General features: G+C 64.9%; 18 protein-coding genes and 1 riboswitch. Of the genes, 15 read left to right on the forward strand and 3 right to left on the reverse strand.

What is annotated here, in order from left to right; translation table 11 throughout:
• Nucleotides 1-24: 24 nt before the first annotated feature.
• The 7 genes from coaD to ftsY all read left to right on the forward strand — a co-directional run bounded on the left by coaD (nt 25) and on the right by ftsY (nt 8,170).
• Nucleotides 25-501, forward strand: coding sequence for a pantetheine-phosphate adenylyltransferase (gene coaD, locus ACQCSW_RS09165; RefSeq protein WP_426990455.1), 477 nt, complete (start codon nt 25-27; stop codon nt 499-501).
• 173 nt (nt 502-674) lie between these two features.
• Nucleotides 675-1,199, forward strand: a complete 525-nt coding sequence (locus tag ACQCSW_RS09170; RefSeq protein WP_426990456.1) for a YceD family protein — start codon at nt 675-677, stop codon at nt 1,197-1,199.
• A gap of 36 nt (nt 1,200-1,235) precedes the next feature.
• Nucleotides 1,236-1,439 carry a 50S ribosomal protein L32 gene (rpmF, locus tag ACQCSW_RS09175; RefSeq protein WP_009356569.1) on the forward strand — a complete coding sequence of 68 codons (204 nt, stop codon included), beginning with the start codon at nt 1,236-1,238 and terminating at the stop codon, nt 1,437-1,439.
• Nucleotides 1,440-1,460: 21 nt separating this feature from the next.
• A complete protein-coding gene (gene rnc / locus ACQCSW_RS09180) occupies nt 1,461-2,201 on the forward strand; it encodes a ribonuclease III (RefSeq protein ID WP_426990657.1) in 741 nt (246 codons plus the stop codon).
• Between the two features lie 8 nt (nt 2,202-2,209).
• On the forward strand, nt 2,210-3,157 hold the full coding sequence (mutM, locus tag ACQCSW_RS09185) for a bifunctional DNA-formamidopyrimidine glycosylase/DNA-(apurinic or apyrimidinic site) lyase (RefSeq protein WP_426990457.1): 948 nt from the start codon (nt 2,210-2,212) through the stop codon (nt 3,155-3,157).
• A gap of 145 nt (nt 3,158-3,302) precedes the next feature.
• Nucleotides 3,303-6,893 carry a chromosome segregation protein SMC gene (gene smc, locus ACQCSW_RS09190; protein ID WP_426990458.1) on the forward strand — a complete coding sequence of 1,197 codons (3,591 nt, stop codon included), beginning with the start codon at nt 3,303-3,305 and terminating at the stop codon, nt 6,891-6,893.
• 74 nt (nt 6,894-6,967) lie between these two features.
• Nucleotides 6,968-8,170 carry a signal recognition particle-docking protein FtsY gene (ftsY, locus tag ACQCSW_RS09195; protein ID WP_426990459.1) on the forward strand — a complete coding sequence of 401 codons (1,203 nt, stop codon included), beginning with the start codon at nt 6,968-6,970 and terminating at the stop codon, nt 8,168-8,170.
• An 82-nt stretch (nt 8,171-8,252) separates the two neighbouring features.
• Here ftsY and ACQCSW_RS09200 read toward each other — a convergent pair whose 3' ends face one another.
• Complete coding sequence (locus ACQCSW_RS09200) at nt 8,253-9,494, reverse strand: MFS transporter (RefSeq protein WP_426990461.1); 1,242 nt, start codon at nt 9,492-9,494, stop codon at nt 8,253-8,255.
• A 226-nt stretch (nt 9,495-9,720) separates the two neighbouring features.
• On the opposite strand from ACQCSW_RS09200, the gene ACQCSW_RS09205 reads away from it, so the two are divergent.
• Nucleotides 9,721-11,070, forward strand: coding sequence for an ammonium transporter (locus ACQCSW_RS09205; RefSeq protein WP_426990463.1), 1,350 nt, complete (start codon nt 9,721-9,723; stop codon nt 11,068-11,070).
• Nucleotides 11,067-11,405, forward strand: a complete 339-nt coding sequence (locus ACQCSW_RS09210; RefSeq protein WP_160671771.1) for a P-II family nitrogen regulator — start codon at nt 11,067-11,069, stop codon at nt 11,403-11,405. The genes ACQCSW_RS09205 and ACQCSW_RS09210 overlap by 4 nt, the downstream gene beginning before the upstream one ends.
• A 108-nt stretch (nt 11,406-11,513) precedes the next feature.
• On the opposite strand, the gene ACQCSW_RS09215 is transcribed toward ACQCSW_RS09210, so the two are convergent.
• A complete protein-coding gene (locus ACQCSW_RS09215; RefSeq protein ID WP_426990464.1) occupies nt 11,514-12,917 on the reverse strand; it encodes a glucose-6-phosphate dehydrogenase in 1,404 nt (467 codons plus the stop codon).
• Between the two features lie 88 nt (nt 12,918-13,005).
• Between ACQCSW_RS09215 and ffh the strand changes: the two genes are divergently transcribed.
• On the forward strand, nt 13,006-14,586 hold the full coding sequence (gene ffh, locus ACQCSW_RS09220) for a signal recognition particle protein (RefSeq protein ID WP_426990465.1): 1,581 nt from the start codon (nt 13,006-13,008) through the stop codon (nt 14,584-14,586).
• Between the two features lie 103 nt (nt 14,587-14,689).
• Nucleotides 14,690-15,424: an alpha/beta hydrolase gene (locus ACQCSW_RS09225; protein WP_426990466.1), complete on the forward strand. Its 735-nt coding sequence runs from the start codon at nt 14,690-14,692 to the stop codon at nt 15,422-15,424.
• Nucleotides 15,425-15,428: 4 nt separating this feature from the next.
• Here ACQCSW_RS09225 and thiC read toward each other — a convergent pair whose 3' ends face one another.
• A complete protein-coding gene (gene thiC, locus ACQCSW_RS09230) occupies nt 15,429-17,246 on the reverse strand; it encodes a phosphomethylpyrimidine synthase ThiC (protein ID WP_426990468.1) in 1,818 nt (605 codons plus the stop codon).
• Nucleotides 17,241-17,348, reverse strand: a riboswitch (TPP riboswitch). Its footprint overlaps the gene before it by 6 nt.
• Before the next feature lie 155 nt (nt 17,349-17,503).
• Here thiC and ACQCSW_RS09235 point away from each other — a divergent pair.
• The 4 genes from ACQCSW_RS09235 to ACQCSW_RS09250 all read left to right on the forward strand — a co-directional run bounded on the left by ACQCSW_RS09235 (nt 17,504) and on the right by ACQCSW_RS09250 (nt 19,803).
• Nucleotides 17,504-18,379: a VOC family protein gene (locus ACQCSW_RS09235; protein WP_426990469.1), complete on the forward strand. Its 876-nt coding sequence runs from the start codon at nt 17,504-17,506 to the stop codon at nt 18,377-18,379.
• A 113-nt stretch (nt 18,380-18,492) separates the two neighbouring features.
• A complete protein-coding gene (locus ACQCSW_RS09240) occupies nt 18,493-18,930 on the forward strand; it encodes a hypothetical protein (RefSeq protein ID WP_426990470.1) in 438 nt (145 codons plus the stop codon).
• 212 nt (nt 18,931-19,142) lie between these two features.
• Nucleotides 19,143-19,559, forward strand: coding sequence for a 30S ribosomal protein S16 (rpsP, locus tag ACQCSW_RS09245; protein WP_111909386.1), 417 nt, complete (start codon nt 19,143-19,145; stop codon nt 19,557-19,559).
• Nucleotide 19,560: 1 nt separating this feature from the next.
• Entirely contained in the window at nt 19,561-19,803 is a 243-nt protein-coding gene (locus ACQCSW_RS09250; RefSeq protein ID WP_056349097.1) for an RNA-binding protein, read from the forward strand.
• Nucleotides 19,804-19,856 lie beyond the last annotated feature (53 nt).

Genomic DNA, 19,856 nt, shown 5'->3' on the forward strand with positions numbered 1-19,856 from the left:
CGTCCCATGCGGTAGGTTCGGTGCATGAGACGCGCTGTCTGCCCCGGATCCTATGACCCCATTCACAACGGCCATCTCGAGGTCATCGCCCGTGCCGCCGGCCTCTTCGATGAGGTGATCGTGGCGGTTTCGACCAATTATGCGAAGAAGTACAGGTTCAGCCTGGGGGACCGCCTGGATATGGCGCGCGAAACGCTGGCGTCCCTGAAAGGCATTGTGGTGGAACCGGTGGGCGATGGTCTCCTGGCTGAGTACTGCCGCCAGCGCGGTGTCTCCGCGATCGTCAAAGGACTCCGCTCATCCTCAGACTTCGACTACGAGCTTCCGATGGCCACGATGAACCGGCAGCTCAGCGGCGTGGAAACGGTGTTCCTGCCAGCCGAGGCGCACTATCTTCATTTGTCGTCCACCCTCATTAAAGAGGTAGCGGGCCTGGGTGGCAGCGTGTCCGACTATGTGCCCCGGTCAGTACATAAAAGGTTACTCGCGGGCGAGACATAAAAGGGTGCTCGCTGGCGAGTCTGCACCCGATCAGCCACCAAGAGGGTAGGCTAGTCCGGTACTTCGACGGCCGTCCGTCGCCTGGTTTGAGTCCCTGCGGTTCTTCAGGCTAGGATGGTACGTCGGTCATATGTTCAACAGGAGTTCTCATTAAACGAGATGCTAGTTCGCCCTTGGCGTTCGACGTCAAGGATCTCGGGCGCAGCCCGGGCAGCATGCGGACACTGAAGGAACATGTACCCGCACCAAGTGATCTTGGTGTGGCACTCATTGGCGTTCGGGAAGGCTCGGATATCGAGCTGGATCTGAGGCTTGAGGCCGTACACGAAGGAATTCTGGTATCAGGAACCGCTGTCGCCGAAGTAAAAGGCGAATGTGGCAGATGCCTGGATCCCCTTGCGTATGACCTTGAGGTCAATGTGCAAGAACTTTTCTTCTACGAGGGCATTGTGCTGTCGGACGAAGAAGACGAAGAAGAGCAATATCGAGTCGAGCGCGATCTGATCGATCTTGAACCGGTGTTGCGGGACGCAGTTGTAACCATGCTGCCGTTCCAGCCGGTGTGCCGGGAAGACTGCCAGGGCCTTTGTTCCGAATGCGGAATTCGCCTGGAAGACGAGCCGGGGCACCACCACGAGGTCTTGGATCCTCGCTGGGCTGCCCTAGCTGATATGGCTAAGCCTGACCGGCAAAATTGATTTGTACGTGTTTGTCTAGAGAGAAATGAGTTAGCCGTGGCTGTTCCCAAGCGGAAAATGTCTCGCTCGAATACCCGCGCCCGCCGCTCCCAGTGGAAGGCAACTGCCCCCCACCTGGTGAAGACCGTAGAGAACGGCCAGGTTACTTACAGCCTGCCGCACCAGGCGAAGGTCGTCACCGACTCGGCTGGCACTGCGTTGTTCCTTGAGTACAAGGGCCGCAAGGTCGCAGACGTCTAATCGGCCGCTTGGGCTGACATGATGTCTTCAACTGAAGAGCTTCTGAAGCGTCTCGGTGTCTCCATTGACGCCGGGACGCTTCGTCTTGCTCTCACGCACCGTTCCTACGCCTACGAAAACGGCGGCATCCCCACCAACGAGCGGCTCGAATTCCTGGGCGACTCCATCCTGGGCTTCTCCGTGACCGATGCCCTGTACCGGGACAACCCCACGCTGCCCGAAGGTGACCTTGCCAAACGCCGCTCTGCGGTGGTCAGCACGCGCGCCCTCGCAGGCATCGGCCGAAGCCTCGGCATCGGCGACTACATCTACCTGGGGCAGGGCGAAAAGCTCACCGAGGGCAAGAACAAGGCCTCCATCCTGGCGGACACCATGGAAGCACTCATTGGTGCCACTTACGTGTCCAACGACATTGAGACTGCCCGCCAGCTGGTCATGCGCCTGATTGGCCCGCTCCTTAAGGATGCTGCCGCACTCGGCGCCGGCACGGACTGGAAGACCAGCATCCAGGAACTGGCCGCCAGCCGGCAGCTTGGCACTATCTACTACGCCGTTGAGGGGGCCGGCCCGGACCACGCCCGCACCTTCACGGCTGTCCTGAATATCGGGGGCAGGCCATACGGCAATGGATCAGGCCACTCCAAGAAGGAAGCAGAGCAGGAAGCTGCCGCGGACGCCTGGCGTCAGCTCTCCCCAAAGGCGGGAGCCGCCGTGGCCTCAGCATCGGAGGGCGCATCACCAGAGTCCTCCCGCAGCGTCTAGGCGGAGCCGTGCCCGAACTGCCTGAAGTCGAAGTGGTCCGCCGCGGACTGGTGAGTTGGCTCCGCGGCCGGACCATCACATCGGTAGACGTGCTGGACTCACGTTCCCTCCGCCGCCATGCCCTGGGCCCGGAGGACTTCAAGGGCAACCTCCAAGGCACCACGGTTGTGGACGTGGTGCGCCGCGGAAAATTCCTGTGGATGCCGCTGAGCGAGACTGCGGAGGCCGCCGGCGAGCCGCGTGTCGCACTGATGGCCCACCTCGGGATGAGCGGCCAGCTCCTGATGCAGGACGGCGAAGTGCCGGATGAGAAACACCTCAAGGTCAGGCTGCGCCTGAGCCCCGTGGCAGGAATGCCTGAACAACTCAGGTTTGTTGATCAGCGGATCTTCGGCGGGCTGTTCGTCACGGGCATGGTTCCCACGGACGACGGCGGCCCGGGCGGCCAGGCGGAATCTCCCGTTGCACTGATCGCCGAGGAAGCCTCCCACATCGCCCGGGACCCCCTGGACCCGGCGTTTTCCTTTGACCTTTTTTACAGCCGGCTGCGGATGCGCAAGACGGGCCTCAAACGCGCCCTGTTGGACCAGGGACTCATCTCAGGAATCGGCAACATCTACGCAGACGAGGCCCTGTGGCGGGCAAGACTGCATTACGCCAGACCCACCGACACGCTGCGCCGAGGCGACGCGGAACGGCTCATCATCAGTGCGCGCGAGGTCATGCTGGACGCTCTCGCGGCCGGCGGCACCAGCTTCGATTCTTTGTACGTCAACGTCAACGGGGCCTCTGGTTACTTCGACCGCTCCCTGAACGCCTACGGGCGGGAAGGGAAACCCTGCAGCCGTTGTGCAACCGTCGGAATCAACTCCTTACTCCGCCGTGAACAGTTCATGAACCGCTCGTCCTACACTTGCCCGGTCTGTCAGCCGCGCCCGCGCAACGGCCGCTGGTAGTCCCCACCCGCCAGCCGCCGGACATCATCCGCCGGAAGCGCCGGGGTGCGGACAATCGCCCGGAAATCCGCGGAATTCCGCGCCGACGCAGTAGATTTGGGAAAGCAAAGCAGCCGCTTCAGCCACTCAGGAGACCAGAAACACCTTGCACCTCAAAAGCCTTACCGTCCGTGGGTTCAAGTCGTTTGCGTCGGCCACAACCTTCGATTTTGAACCCGGAGTCACGGCAGTGGTGGGGCCGAATGGTTCCGGCAAGTCCAACGTGGTGGACGCCCTCTCCTGGGTGATGGGGGAGCAGGGAGCCAAAACGCTCCGCGGCGGCAAAATGGAGGACGTCATTTTTGCGGGGACTTCCGGGCGGCCGCCGCTGGGCCGGGCCCACGTCTCCCTGACCATCGACAACACCGACGGCGCACTGCCCATCGAGTACAGCGAGGTCACCATCTCGCGGACCCTCTTCCGCACCGGTGGCTCTGAATACGCTATTAACGGTGCCAGCTGCCGCCTGCTCGACATCCAGGAACTGCTCTCGGATTCCGGTATGGGCCGGGAAATGCATGTCATTGTGGGCCAGGGTCAGCTGGACAAGGTCCTGCATGCCACCCCGGAGGACCGCCGAGGCTTCATCGAGGAAGCGGCCGGGATCCTCAAGCACCGCCGCCGCAAGGAAAAAACGGTCCGCAAGCTGGAAGCCATGCAGGCGAACCTGCAACGGCTGAGCGACCTGACCGGTGAGATCAGGCGCCAGCTCACGCCACTCGGCAAGCAGGCTGATGTGGCGCGCCGCGCCCAGCGGGTCCAGTTCGATGTCCGGGACGCACGCGCACGGCTGTTGGCCGACGACCTTGTCCAACAGCAGAATTCACTCGAGCAGGACGTGGCGGACGAAACGGCACTGAAGGCCCGCCGCGCGGTAGTGGAGCAGCAACTGGAGTCGGGGCGCCGTCAACAGGCAGCTGTGGAACAGCTCGCAGCCGAGGCCACGCCAAGGCTCAACGCCGCGCGGGATACCTGGTACCGGCTCTCCGCTTCCAGGGAACGGCTCCGTTCCCTGGGGTCGCTGGCCCAGGAACGCGGCCGGCTCCTGGGCGCCGTTGATGCTGAACCGTACTCGGGCAGGGATCCTGAGCAGTTGGAACGGCAGGCCGTCCGGGTCCGGGATGAGCTGACGGAGCTGGAGCGCCACATCCTTGACCGGCGCAGCGCGCTGGACTCAGCGACGGCGGCGAAGAACGGGGCCGAACTCGAGGCGTCTGCCGAGGAGAAAAGGCTCACTGCCGTCCTCCGGGCTGCAGCGGACCGCCGCGAGGGTCTGGCGAAGCTTGCCGGACAAGTTGGTGCCGCAAGATCGCGGGTTGAATCCGCGCAGGCCGAGCTGGGCAGGCTGCGGGAGTCACTGGCCGCCGGACAGGAACGCCGCCGCCGGGCCCAGTCCGAGTTCACCGCCCTGGAAACCCAGGTGGCGGGGGTCGAGGAAGGCGAGGAAAGCCTCGACGCCGACTACGAGGACGCCAGCGCAGAGCTCGACGCCGTCGTGCAGGAGATTGCCGACCTGACCGCTGCGGGGAGAGAAACTGTCCGTGAGCGTGACGCCCTCGTGGCCCGCCGGGATGCACTGCAGCTTGGCCTCAACCGCAAAGACGGCACGGCGCACGCCCTCAACTCCGGACTGGACGGTGTTGTGGGCACCCTTGTCTCCTCCCTCACCATTCACCCGGGGTACGAGACAGCTATTGCCGCGGCGCTGGGCGATGCCTCTGAAGCGATCGTGGTCCGGGATCCGGCCGTGGCCGCCGTTGTGGTGCAACTCCTGAAGGACGACGATGCGGGGCGTGCCTCCCTGCTGCTGGCGTCTGCTGTGCCGATGCCGGACGCAAACTCCGCCATGGGCGGACCCCTGCCGGCGGGCGCACGCTGGGCTGCGGACCTGGCATCCGCCGGGGGCGGGCCCGCCCCCGCGGTGGCCGCGCTCCTGACCGGGGTGGCAGTTGTTGAAGACCTGGATGGTGCAGGGCTGCTGGTTGCCGGACGCCCGGACCTGACAGCCGTGACCCGGGCAGGGGACGTGTTTACCGCCCTCACGGTGACGGGAGGCTCGGCGAAGGCGCCGTCCTTGCTTGAGGTGCAGGCCGCCGTGGACGACGCCGAGGCCCGGCTGGCCGTTGTCACCGCGGATCTGGAACGGAACAGGTTCGCCCTGGCCGGCGCCGAGGTCCGGCGCGCCGAAGCCCGGACGAGGGCAGAGGCTGCCCTGGACCGCCTGCACGATTCTGACGCCCGGCTCGCGGCCGTGGCCGAAAAGCTCGGCCACCTGAACTCCATCCTGCGCAGCGCCGTCGGCGAAAGCGACAGGCTGGCCACCTCGCTGGCCAAGGCGGAGGCCAATGTTGTTACAGAGGAGCAGGCGCTCGCCGCCGTTGCGGCGCGGCTGGCTGCGGCGCAGGAGGCGCCGGCCGAAGAGGAACCCCCCACCGAGCAGCGTGATGCCCTCGCATTGGCGGCGTCGCTGGCCAGGTCTGCGGAGATGGACGCGAGGCTGTCGCTCCGCAGCACGGAAGAGCAGCTGACCGCCACCCGCAACCGGGCTCTATCGCTGGAACGGGCAGCGGCCACCGAACGCAGGGCACGTGAAGAGGCTGCCGAACGGGCGCGCCGCCGTCGGATCCAGGCCATTCGGGCAGCCGCCGTCTCCGCTGCGGTGGAGCTGGCAATCCGGTTCATCGACGTGTCTGTTGAGCTGGCCCGGCATGAACGCGACCTCGCCGAGGAGAACCGGGAAGAGCGGGACCGTGCACTGCTGGAGACTCGGACAACCAATGACTCCCTGGCCCGCGAGCTGGCAGAACTGACGGACTCGGTTCACCGGGACGAACTGGCCCGCGCCCAGCAGCGGGCACGGATTGAAGCCCTGGAAACACGTTCCATTGAGGAACTCGGGATCACCCCCGACGTCCTGGTGGCGGACTTCGGCCCGGACGTTCCCGTGCCCGTCCCCGCGGAGGAAAGCGGGGACAAATGGGCGGCACTGCGGACACCCGTGGACGATGACGGCACACCGGTCCCCGAAGGCAAACCCTTTGTCAGGGACGAGCAGGAGAAACGTCTCCGCAAAGCCGAAAGGGACCTGTCAGCCCTGGGCAGGGTTAACCCGCTGGCGCTGGAGGAGTTTGCGGCCCTGGAGGAACGGCACCAGTTCCTCAGCACCCAGCTGGAGGACCTGAAATCCAGCCGCAAGGACCTGCTGGACATCATCAAGGAAGTGGATGATCGGGTCCAGCGCGTCTTTACCGAGGCCTTTGAGGACACCCGGGACCAGTTCGTCCACGTCTTTGAACGCCTCTTTCCTGGCGGCGAAGGCCGGCTGGTCCTCACGGACCCTTCGGACATGCTCACCACCGGCATCGAAGTCGAAGCGCGCCCGGCCGGTAAGAAAATCAAGCGGCTCTCACTGCTGTCAGGAGGCGAACGGTCCCTCACCGCCGTCGCTCTGTTGGTGGCTATTTTCAAGGCCCGACCCTCGCCGTTCTATGTCATGGACGAGGTTGAAGCGGCCCTTGATGACACCAACCTCGGCCGGCTCATCACCATCTTCGAAGAGCTCCGGGAGTCCAGCCAGCTGATCGTGATCACGCACCAGAAACGGACCATGGAAGTGGCGGATGCGCTGTACGGCGTCACCATGCGCGGCGACGGAGTGTCCACCGTCATCAGCCAGCGCCTGGGCGCCGACGTGTAACTGTCCCCAGTGCCAACCACCCGAGCGTGACGCCTTCGTGACGCCTGTGCGAAACGTTGTGAGAAGCTAGGGGAGTGAATGACATCCTCCCCATTATTCTGTCCATTGTTGCTGCCCTGGCGGTTATTGGCGGGCTGATCCCGGTCCTGTTGAAGACGCGGAAGAACATCACCCAGTACCGCGGGACGCGCGACGCCAATGACCCCGTCACAGGCGGCGGAACACTGCTCGAGGACGCGCCCGGGGTTCCGGCCGAGCCTAACGCTCCCGCCGGCGTCGGCCTCGAAGACCTCGAAGTAACCGATGTTCCTGATGATGTGGCAGGCCTGGAAACCATCCAGGTTGAGACCCCCCTTCCCGTTGCGGGCCGCCTGACCCGCCTCCGCGAGCGTCTGGTCCGGTCGAACAACATCCTCGGCAAGAGCCTGCTCGCGTTGCTGTCCAGCGACACGATCGACGAGAACGTCTGGGATGAAGTGGAGGAGACCCTCCTGCTGGCCGACCTTGGCACTGAACCCACCATGCAGCTTGTCGATGCCCTCCGGGAGCGCGTTAAAGTGCTCGGCACCAGGAGTCCCGAGCAGGTCAAGGCACTGCTCCGCGAGGAACTGATCAAGCTGGTGGATCCCGGCATGGACCGCGCGTTGCGCACTGACAGGCACGCGGACAAGCCGGCCATCGTGCTAGTGGTGGGCGTTAACGGCGTGGGCAAGACCACCACTGTCGGCAAGCTCGCCCGCGTGCTCGTTGCCGAGGACAAGGACGTCCTGCTGGGCGCAGCGGACACCTTCCGCGCCGCAGCCGCCGAACAGTTGGCCACGTGGGGCCAGCGCGTGGGTGTTCCCACCGTGAAGTCCGACGTCGACGGCGCAGACCCGGCGTCCGTCGCCTATGAGGCAGTCAAGGCCGGCATTGACCAGGAAGTGGACGTTGTCATGATTGACACCGCCGGCCGCCTGCAGAACAAGACCGGCCTGATGGACGAACTCGGCAAGGTCAAGCGCGTCATCGAGAAACTGGCGGAGGTTGACGAGGTTCTGCTGGTGCTGGATGCCACCACCGGCCAGAACGGCCTGAACCAGGCGCGCGTCTTCTCCGAGGTAGTGAACATCACCGGCATTGTCCTGACCAAGCTGGACGGGACCGCCAAGGGCGGCATCGTGGTGGCCATCCAGAAATCACTCGGCGTGCCGGTCAAGCTGATCGGTCTTGGCGAAGGCGCCGATGACCTGGCTCCGTTTGAAGTTGAGAGCTTTGTCGACGCCCTGCTGAACTAGGGAGCGAGTTTAGGCAAACACTGGGTTCACCCAAACGAGGTGTGAGATCCGGCCGCTATGCAGAAGCTATGGCGGCGGGATCTCACCCCTCGTTGTGTTTTAGCGGCTCGCGCGTTACGGACCAGCAGGTCGCCGCGAGCACCAGCACGCCGCCCGTGACTCCGAATGCCCAGCCGTAGCCCAGCCGGTCCGCCAGGACCCCCACCAGCACCGGTCCGGCGATCGCCCCGACGTCCGAGGTCATCTGGTACGCGGCCAGGACCCGCCCACCGGACCGCTCATTGCCGATGACATCCGCGACGGCGGCCTGCTGGGCAGGTCCCAGCAGGCCGGACCCCACCCCGGCCACAACAGACGCGGCGAGGAACCATCCCAGGTGGGACGTGAAGCCGATGGCGGCCGTGGCGAGCCCGGCGACCAATAGCCCAACAACCATCAACGGCCGCCTGCCCAGGCTGTCAGCCAGCCGGCCGGAGAACGTCAGCGCGGCGGCATTGCCCGCAGCAAAAACGGCCAGGGCAAGGCCCGCAGCCTCCGGACCGGCGCCGAGCGCAGCAACGGCAAACAGCGGGACGGTGGCCATCCGCACACCGAACGTGGCCCAGCCGTTGGCGAAGCTGGACATCAGCGCCGAGCGGTACGCACCAACTCGCCAGGCCTCGATGAACGGCATGTCAGGGGCGCGGCCCACTGCGGACCGGGCCGCGGACGGCGCGTGGCTGAGCTGGGTCTGCACCACAGCGGCAGCAAGGATCAGCGCGGCCGCATAGCAAAGGAACGGTACCCGCAAGCCGAATCCAGCCAGCAGCCCGCCCACCACCGGGCCCAGGACGCTGCCGATCAGGAACGCGGACGCGTAAGCGCCGGATACCCTGCCCCGGCCTTCCGGCGGCGCCAGCCGCACCACAAGGGCCATGGAAGCCACCGTGAACATCACCGAGCCCACACCGCCAAGCCCCCGGAAGACCAGGAGCTGCCAATAGTCCTGGGCAAAGGCGCACGCCGCGGTTGAAACCGCAACAATCAGCAGCCCCGCCACATAGATCGGCCGCTCACCCCATCGGGCAATCAAGGCCCCGCCCGCCGGCGCGAACACCAGCCGCATGAAGGCGAAGATGCTCACGATCACGGCGGCGGCTGTTGCCCCGACGTCGAAAGTGGTAGCGAACTGGGGCAAGACGGGCGCCACCAGCCCAAAACCGAGGGCAATCAGGAACGCCGCAGCGAGCATCACCTTGATGTCGCGCGGAAGCGTGGGCCGTTGCGGGCGGATAACGGACAAAATCCGCGTTGTGGCGCGGCTCACGCGTGATGGTGCCGTCATGGGGCGGTTTCCTTGCAGGGTAGGCAGCCGAGGGTCGGCGGCAGTGGTGAAACATAACCGTAACAAGCCTGATATGCACCATTTACTTCCGGGAGGTTGTTGTAACAAGCCAGCAATGTAAATCCTCTGCGGGCGAAACACGGCAGCGACAGACTCGATGCAGGACGCAAAAGGCGTTAGTAAGGCGGAGCATTCCGCAGCATCGATCATAGGGAGGACGTGCACCATGGAACTTACCGCAGGTCACGTATGGCTCATGGTGGCAGCAGCACTCGTGCTGTTCATGACACCAGGTCTGGCATTTTTCTACGGCGGCATGACGCGCGCCAAAGCTGCACTGAACATGATGATGATGAGCTTCATCTCCATCGGCATGGTCGGCGTAGTCTGGGTGCTCTGGGGCGCTTCGATGAGCTCCGGCGAGGGCTTCCTGCAGATTGTCGGGAACCCGTTCGCCACCTTCGGCCTTGAAGGCATCACCAGCCCCGACGGGCTCATCAAGGTCGGCTACGCCGCCACCTTCGCTATCATCACGGTGGCACTGATCAGCGGCGCGATCGCTGACCGCGCCAAGTTCGGCGCCTGGACCGTCTTCGTCCCTGTCTGGGTCACCCTCGTCTACTGCCCCCTGGCCTACATGGTCTGGGGCGGCGGCCTCTTCGGCCCCGAAGGCGCCATTGGCCAGGCCCTCGGCCCGGCCATCGACTTCGCCGGCGGCACTGTGGTTCACATCAACGCCGGTGTAGCAGCCCTCGTACTCGTCCTGATCATCGGCAACCGCCGCGGCTTCGGCAAGGACCCCAACCACCGCCCGCACAACATCCCGTTCGTGATGCTCGGTGCAGCCATCCTGTGGTTCGGCTGGTTCGGCTTCAACGGCGGCGCGGCCACCACTGCTGAGCAGGGCGGCCTGATCTGGGTCAACACCCTCGCAGCCCCGGCCGCGGCAATGCTCGGCTGGCTTATCACCGAACGAATCCGCGACGGCCACCCCACCTCACTGGGCGCAGCTTCCGGCGTGGTTGCCGGCCTGGTGGCCATCACCCCGGCATGTGCCAACGTCAGCCCGGTTGGTGCCCTCGGTCTCGGCGTCGTCGCCGGTGTCGCCTCGGCCCTGGCCGTCGGCCTCAAGTTCCGCTGGGGCTTCGATGACTCCCTTGACGTGGTGGGCGTTCACCTGGTGTCCGGCATCATCGGAACGGTGGCCCTGGGCTTCATCGCCCTCCCCACGGACGGTGTGGGCGGTGGCCTCTTCTACGGCGGCGGACTGACCCAGCTCTGGGCCCAGCTCGCGGCGGCCGGCGTCGCCATTGCGTACTCTGCAATCCTCACGTCCATCATCGCCTTCGCCATCCACAAGACCATGGGCTTCCGTGTTTCCCAGGAACAGGAAGCGGTTGGCGTGGACCTCAGCCTGCACGCCGAGACGGCGTACGAGTTTGGCGTGGGCGGCCAGGGCGGGAGCTTCCAGCCGCTCCACGAACTGATCACGGGCAAGGGCTCGGCCTCTGACAGCCAGGCGGACAAGGCGAAGCAGGCGTTGCCTGCAGCAGGCAAGGAAAGCGTGGAAGCATGAAACTGATCACCGCGATCGTCCGCCCGGAGAAGCTCGAAGCCATCCGGGAAGGCCTGGAGTCCTACGGTGTCCAGGGGCTGACGGTCAGCTCGGCCAGCGGCTATGGCCGCCAGCGCGGCTACACTGAGGTCTACCGCGGAGCTGAGTACAACGTGGACCTCCTGCCCAAGATCCGGGTTGAAGTCCTCGCCACGGACGAACAGGCCGATGACATCCTGGACGTCATCATCGCCAGCTCCAACACCGGCCGCGCGGGCGATGGCAAGGTCTGGACCGTAGACGTCTTCGAAGCCGTCAGGGTCCGGACCGGCGAACGCGGCGTCGCCGCCATCTAAGCAGTTCGGCAGGCTGGTTGATCCATAGGCCGGCCGTTGCAAACGAAAGAGCGGGCAGGGAACAGCAAAAGGTTCCCTGCCCGCTCTTTTCCTGTGGTCAGCCGGCGCTTAGCCAGCCGGCGCAGAACCTGGCCATCCGGCGGGACCGGCCGTACCGGCGTCGTACTTTTCCAGCGGCACCGTGCCCCGCTGCCAGGCCTTCAGCACCGGCTCAAGAATCCGCCAGCAGTCCTCCGCGGTGTCGCCGCGCACCGAGAGCAGCGGGTCGCCGCTCAGGACGCCCTCCAGCACTTCGCCATAGGGCAGCAGCTCAGACGCGCTCAGCTCGGCATTCAGTGTTGTGCGGCTCAGGCTGAACATGCTGCCGGGACCGTTGACGTCGACGTCGAACGCCAGGGTATCCGGCCCGAACCCGATCCGCAGCTGGTTGGGGGAGTCCACGCCCGTGAACCCTGCCGGAAGATGCGGGACGGGGCGGAAGGTGACTACGGCTTCCTTGCGTTTCACCCCGAGGGCCTTGCCCGACCGCAGGATGAACGGGACCCCCTTCCAGCGCCAGTTGTCGATGTCTACCCGGACTTCCGCCAGGGTCTCCGTCCCGCGGGCTGCATCCACTCCCTCTTCCTGTGTATAGTCCGGGACCTTCCTGCCGGCAATCGAACCCGCCGTATACGTGGCCCGGCGCGTGGATTTCGCGTACGGCGCGCTGATGCTGCTGGCGCGGAGCACGGCTGCGATGGCGTCCCGTAGGTCCCGCTCCCCGATGGTGGCCGGCGGCTCAATGGCCAACAGGGCCATGATCTGCAGCAGGTGGCTCTGGATCATGTCGCGCAGGGCGCCGGCATTGTCGTAATACCTCGCCCTCCCCTCCAGTGCCAGGTCCTCGTCGAAGATGATTTCGACCTTTTCGACATGCTCGCGGTTCCAGACGGGTTCCAGGAAATTGTTCGCAAAGCGCAGGCCCAGGATGTTCAGCACCGTCGCTTTCCCCAGGAAATGGTCCACCCGGTGGATGTGGTCCTCCGGCACCAGCGCGGCGAGCGTCTGGTTGAGCGAACGCGCCGAGGCAACACTTGCGCCGAACGGCTTCTCCATTACCAGCCGTGTTCCGGCCGGAACCTGGTCACGGTGCAGGGACTCGCAGGCCAGCTGGCTGACATGGGGAGGCAACGCAAAATAGACCGCGGTGGGGCCTTCCAGTCCGGCCAACAATGCAGCCAGGGCTCCGTCCGCCGTAACATCAAGCTGGTGGTAGGGAGTGGCCTTCGCCAAGGCAGTGAGTGCCTTTTTTCCAGCCGCGTCGGCCGTCTCTGCGGCGGGGGCGAAGGACTTGTGGACGCGGGTCCGCCACTGTTCCGGCGTCCAGGCATCGGAGCCGGCGCCCACCAGGAACAGGTCATCGGCGCGGCCGGCCGCCACCAGCCTGGCCAGTCCCGGCAGCAGGAGGCGGCCGGTCAGATCGCCTGAGGCACCCAGAATGAGCAGGGTTTTTACGCTTGTTTGGCTCGTCACTCTGCCAGCATGCCATCCGGCAAGCCCGACTTGGTACCCTAGATAGTCGAGTCCCCCCTGTAAATCCACTGAAAGAAGTGCGCGGCGCGTGTTCAATTCACTCTCTGACCGGTTGACAGCAACCTTCAAGAATCTCCGTGGCAAGGGCCGCCTCACTGAGGCCGACGTCGATGCCACCGTCCGGGAGATCCGCCGAGCCCTCCTGGATGCCGATGTTGCCGTTCCCGTGGTGCGTGAGTTTACGGCCCGCGTCCGTGAGCGTGCCCTCGGGGCAGAGGTGACGGGGGCGCTGAACCCGAGCCAGCAGATCGTCAAGATCGTCAACGAGGAACTCGTTGAGATCCTCGGTGGCGAGACCCGCCGCATCCGCCTGGCCAAGACCGGCCCCACCATCATCATGCTGGCCGGCCTCCAGGGTGCCGGTAAGACCACCCTCGCGGGCAAGCTCGCCAAATGGCTCAAGGCCCAAGGGCACAGCCCCCTGCTGGTGGCATGTGATCTGCAGCGGCCCAATGCCGTCACCCAGCTCCAGGTTGTAGGCAAGCGTGCCGGGGTGCCCGTTTTCGCGCCGCACCCCGGAGCCACCTCGGAACTGGAGCACCCCGCCGGTGACCCGGTCGCCGTCGCCCGTGCCGGCGTCGAGGAAGCGCGCCAGAAGCTGTACGACGTCGTAATTGTTGACACCGCCGGGCGCCTCGGTGTTGACGCCGAGATGATGGAGCAGGCGAGCGAGATCCGCCGTGCCATCGTCCCCAATGAAGTGCTGTTCGTGATCGACGCCATGATCGGACAGGACGCCGTGAACACGGCTGTGGCGTTTGACGAGGGTGTGAACTTCACCGGAATCGTGCTGTCCAAGCTCGACGGCGACGCCCGCGGCGGTGCCGCACTGTCGGTTGCGTCGGTCACCGGTAAGCCGGTTATGTTCGCCTCCACCGGCGAAGGCGTGGATGACTTTGAGCTGTTCCACCCGGACCGCATGGCCTCCCGCATCCTGGACATGGGTGACGTCCTCACCCTGATTGAGCAGGCCGAGAAGAACTGGGACAAGGACGAAGCGGCCCGGATGGCGAAGAAGTTCGCCGACCAGGAAGACTTCACGCTGGACGACTTCCTGTCCCAGATGCAGCAGATCCGCAACATGGGCTCCATGAAGAAGATGCTCATGATGATGCCCGGAGCGCAGAACATCCGCGAGCAGCTGGAGAACTTTGACGAACGCGAGATTGACCGTGTCGAAGCGATCGTCCGTTCCATGACGCCGCACGAACGCGTCGCCCCGAAGATCATCAATGGCTCCCGCCGGGCCCGCATCGCCCGCGGTTCAGGCGTGCATGTCTCCGAGGTCAACGGTCTGCTGGAGCGCTTCGGCCAGGCCCAGAAGATGATGAAGAAAATGGCCCAGGGCGGCGGCATGCCGGGAATGCCCGGGATGCCCGGTATGGGCGGCCCCGGCGGTGCGCGGAAGGGCGGCAAGAACGCCCCGAAGAAGAAGGCGCGCTCAGGCAACCCTGCCAAGGCTGCCCAGGAGCTGAAGGACGCCGAGGCCCGGCGGGCCGGCGCGGCGAAGGCTCTCCCCACGGGGGCAGCGTTCGGCCAGCAGGACGGCGACTTTGACCCTTCACAGCTGAACCTGCCCAAGGGATTCGACAAGTTCCTCGGCAAGTAACCACCCCTCCCGACCGGGTAGCAGCAGGTGTCGTTTTGAACACTCATAACGACACTTACTGCTACCCAATTGGGATGTCGGCGCCGTGGAATAGGGTTGGGTCATGTTCAAACAGCGGGTAGTGTTCGTGCACGGCGCCGGACCTTTCGGTGCGGCGGCGTGGCCGCGCCAGCACGGAATGGCGTTGACGTACGACGCCCTGTTCCTGAGGCGGCACGGCTTTGACCCGGTGGCTGAACCCTTGGAGTCCTCGTTCGCTGAAGACACCGCGATCATCCTGCGCTCACTTGCCGATGATGGCCGCGGTGCCGCCGGCGGCCATGTTGTCGCCCACGCCCAGGGCGCCATTGCGGCCATGGTGGCCGCCGTCGAACGCCCCGATCTGGTGTTTTCCCTCACGCTGGTTGAACCGGCGTGTTTGTCCCTGACCGCCGAACTGCCGGCCACGTCTGCCCATATGGCCCTGATGCAACCGCTGTTCGAGGTCCGGCAGCAACTCAGCGATGAAGACTTCCAGCGGGAGTTCGTGCGGAGAATGTTCGCGGCGGACCTGCAGGAACCCGTCACGCCGGAGGAAAAACGGTCAGCGCGCCGGCTCCGGTTGCAGGCGCCGTCCTGGGAGGCCCCGCTGCACATCGTGCCGGGAGTCCCCACCATGGTCCTGACGGGTGGGTGGGAACCGCTCTATGAGGAGATCGCCGGATATCTGCAGGAAACCGGTGCCCTGCACCGCATCGCTGCGGGAGGGCACCGGCCCCAGGACTCTGCCGAAGGTGACCGTGCCATCCGGTCCTTCATCGCCGATGTCGGCAGGTCACGCTCAGTTCAGGCTTCCTGAGCCGTCAGCTCCCGGCAGGGATTCGAAGCTCGGGGAGGTAGACCTTCCCGCCGGCGGCCAGGAACTCCGCACTCTTTTCGCGCATCCCGCTGTAGGCCTCGGCGATGGCCGCCTGCGAATCTGCCGAACCGTATTCGTCCCTGATGTCCTGACTGATCTTCATGGAGCAGAACTTCGGGCCGCACATGGAGCAGAAGTGGGCCGTTTTGGCTGGCTCGGCCGGCAGCGTCTCGTCATGGAAGGCCTCCGCCGTGACCGGGTCCAGGGACAGCGCGAACTGGTCGCGCCAGCGGAATTCGAACCGGGCCTTGGACAGGGCGTCATCCCGTTCATGGGCGCCGGGGTGGCCCTTGGCAAGGTCGGCTGCATGGGCGGCGATTTTGTAGGTGATCACCCCGGTCTTCACGTCGTCCTTGTTCGGCAGGCCGAGGTGTTCCTTGGGCGTGACGTAACAAAGCATCGCCGTGCCGTACCGGGCGATTTCGGTGGCGCCGATAGCGGACGTGATGTGGTCATAGCCCGGGGCAATATCCGTGACCAGCGGCCCAAGCGTGTAAAACGGGGCGCCCTTGCAAAGTTCCTGCTGGCGTTCCACGTTCTCCCGCACCAGGTGGAACGGGACGTGCCCGGGACCTTCGACCATAACCTGCACATCGAATTCCCACGCCCGCTGAGTGAGCTCCGCCAGGGTGTCCAGCTCGGCGAACTGGGCGGCGTCGTTGGCGTCCGCCGTCGCTCCCGGGCGCAGTCCGTCGCCCAGGGAGAAGGCGACGTCGTACTTGGCGAAGATCTCGCATAGCTCGTCGAAATGGGTGTAGAGGAAGTTCTCCTGGTGGTGGGCCAAGCACCAGCCCGCCATGATCGCGCCGCCCCGGGAGACGATGCCGGTGACGCGGTTGGCCGTCAGCGGCACGTAACGCAGCAGCACACCAGCGTGGATGGTCATATAGTCCACGCCCTGCTCGCACTGCTCAATGACCGTGTCCCGGTAGATCTCCCACGTCAGAGCGTTGGCCTCGCCATTGACCTTCTCCAGCGCCTGGTAAATGGGCACCGTACCGATAGGCACGGGGGAGTTGCGGATGAGCCATTCCCGGGTGGTGTGGATGTCATCGCCGGTGGACAGGTCCATCACCGTGTCGGCGCCCCACTGGGTGGCCCACTGGAGTTTGTCCACTTCCTCGGCAATGGAGCTGGTGACTGCCGAGTTGCCGATGTTGGCATTGATCTTGACCAGGAAGGCCTTGCCGATGATCATCGGTTCGGATTCCGGGTGGTTGATGTTGTTGGGGATGATGGCGCGGCCGGCAGCGACTTCGCTGCGGACCAGTTCCACGTCACAGTTCTCGCGGAGGGCAACGAACTGCATCTCGGGCGTCACCACACCCTGCCGTGCGTAATGCATCTGCGTGACGGTCTTGCCTTCGACGGCGCGGCGGGGCACGGGCTGCGCGCCCTTCCACTCCGCGGAGGCGGCGCCGCGGCGCACTGCCGACTTGCCGTCGTCGAGCAGGTTCCGTTCCCGGCCGCTGTAGGGCTCGGTGTCGCCGCGGGCGGCGATCCACTCCGAGCGGAACGGGTTGAGGCCCACCACCGGATCGCTGCCCGGACCGGCCGTGCGGTAGGTCCGGAAAGGCCCGTTCGCCTCGCCGTTCGGCGACGGTTCCAGCGCGATCTCGGTCACGGGAACCCGGATCCCGGTGGCGTCATCATTGATGAACGCCAGCGAGTGGGACTTCAGTGACTGGGTTTCAGGCCGGACCGTTTGATCCTGGTCGGCTTCACTTTGGGCAGGGTTCAGCTGTGTGTCTTGTGTATTCAATGAATACTCACTTCCTTCGCCGGCATTACCCGGACAGGTTCAACGGTCGCAGGCTGCGTCAGCCTGATCTCAGCCCCTGCAAGGGCTCCCGTGTGGTCAAGTCGAAGCTACCACAGGCCGAGGGCGGCCTGGTGACAGCAGTCACGGGGATGCGGTCGCAACCTGTCTGCCCAGCCACTTGAATTAAATTGAAGCTTCAAGTAAAATGGAGTCATGGCCACCTTCGACCCCGAAGGCCAACGGACCGGGAGCGTTCAATGACTGCAGAAGCCACCAGCCGGGATCTCCTTCCTGCCGACCTCTCCATGGGCACCGTGATGCTCAAGGTGGGCGACATGAAGCTGATGACCGACTACTACCAGCGTGCACTCGGCCTGGAGGTCGTCGCCGAACAGGACGGCGGCGTCTACCTTGGCCGGCTCCGGCGCCCGCTGGTCCATCTCGCGGCCGCCCCGTCCTTGAGCCTGCCTGGCAGGGGCGAGGCCGGGCTGTTCCATACCGCGCTGCTCTTTGACCACCGGGCTTCGCTTGCTGCCACGGTAGCCACCGCGGCCCAGTACGAACCCCGGTCCTTCACCGGCAGCGCCGACCACCTCGTTAGCGAAGCCTTCTACTTCAATGACCCCGAAGGCAACGGCATCGAACTGTACTGGGACAGGCCCCGCGAAAACTGGTCCTGGAACGGGAAGGATGTGGTGATGGACAGCTTGGCACTGCCGCCGCAGCGCTACCTTGAGCAGCACCTGACCCAGGAATCCATGGACGGCCAGCAGGCCGCCGAAGCCGGCGTGGGCCACGTCCACCTCCAGGTGGGTGACGTCCAGTCGGCGCACGATTTCTATGTGGGCACGCTGGGCTTCGAAAAGACCGCAGGCTGGCACGGGCAGGCACTGTTTGTCTCCGCCGGCCGGTATCACCACCACATGGCCATGAACGTCTGGAACAGCCGCGGCGCCGGTCCCCGCAAGGACACCCTGGGCCTTGGCGAAATGCTCATCGAAGTCCCTTCCGGGGACGACGTCGGAGCGCTCGCCGACCGCCTGAAGGTCGCCGGCGTGGCCTCGCACCACACGGGCGCCGAGCTTCGCTTCGAGGATCCGTGGCGCAATAGCATCCGTGTCGCCGTCCGCTGAGTACGGATGCCAAATGTGTGGCGCGCCTTGTACTAGGCTGATTCTGAACGGCCGGGGCGGCACTTTATGCTGCCCTTCTGGGCCGCACCGTCGACGGAATGAGGGCTGTTCCCATGGGCTTCACTGAAATTTTTGTTTCCACTCACGATGCCGCGCTGAAGCGGGCTGTCGTCCTGGATGCGGGCGGCTCCCCGGCGGGCAAGGCCCTGCGGATTCCCGGAATCAGCGATTTCGAAATCGAACAGCTGGGCGACCTTGCCGGTGCTGCGGTGCATGCTGGAGGTGCGGACTACGAACTGGCCATGGTTGACGTGGCCAGTGATTCCCTCCTCGGGGTTCCGCCGGCCATGGTGCGTGCGCTGGCGGACCTGCTCAGTTATGAGACTGAGGGTGAAGGCAATGTCCTGGACGACGTCGCTGAAAAGTGGGCGGCCCAGGATGACATGCCTTTCGGCGCGGCCGAGGCCCGGACGTATGTCCAGCAGTTCGCTGAGCTGGCCAACTCGATCGATGACGCCGCGCGCACCGGGGTCTATGTCTGGTCGTCCTAGGCCGGCCGCGGCCTGCCGGGTCCGCCCGGCGGCTCCATCCCTACGTGTCAAGTCGAAATCCGGACGCTGATCTGGCACAATAAACAGGTACTCGATCTGCGTGGCCCCTCTCTCCGCGTCTGGATCCTGTCCTTTGAACCCTCAAGTATGGCCCGCCCCACGGGTGCAGAACGTCGGTTCACCCCTTTTCTGAAACAGGAGTGACCACAAAAGTGGCCGTAAAGATTCGCCTTAAGCGCTTTGGCAAGATGCGCGCACCGTACTACCGCATCGTCGTCATGGACGCACGCTCCAAGCGTGACGGCCGTGCCATCGAAGAGATCGGCAAGTACCACCCCACCGAAGAGCCCTCATACATCGAGGTGGACACGGACCGTGCCCAGTACTGGCTCGGCGTCGGCGCACAGCCGTCCGAGCAGGTTGCCGCGATCCTCAAGATCACCGGTGACTGGCAGAAGTTCAAGGGCCTGCCGGGCCAGGAAGGCACCCTGAAGACTAAGGCTCCGAAGGTTGCTTTTGTTGCCCCGGAAAAGGGTTCCGTGATTATCCCGGAAGCCATCACCAAGAAGTCAAAGCAGTCTGACGCAGCCGAGGCCCCGGCCGAAGCAGAGACCACCGAGGCTGAGTAGATTGCTGGCAGAAGCGCTCGAACACCTCGTCCGGGGAATCGTTGATTCGCCGGAAGATGTCAAGGTCAGCTCGAAGAACAACCGCCGCGGGGACACCCTCGAGGTTCGTGTTCATCAGGATGACCTGGGACGGGTGATCGGCCGCCAGGGCCGCACCGCACGGGCATTGCGCACCGTTGTGGCGGCACTGGCAGACGGCGAACCGGTCAGGGTCGACGTCGTCGACACCGACCGCCGCCGCTAAGCGCTCGGCAACATCAGTTTTTTGCTCCGGCCCTTCCACCAGCAACGGTGGAG

It is taken from the genome of Pseudarthrobacter sp. Y6 (genome assembly GCF_050156205.1).
Taxonomy (GTDB): domain Bacteria; phylum Actinomycetota; class Actinomycetes; order Actinomycetales; family Micrococcaceae; genus Arthrobacter.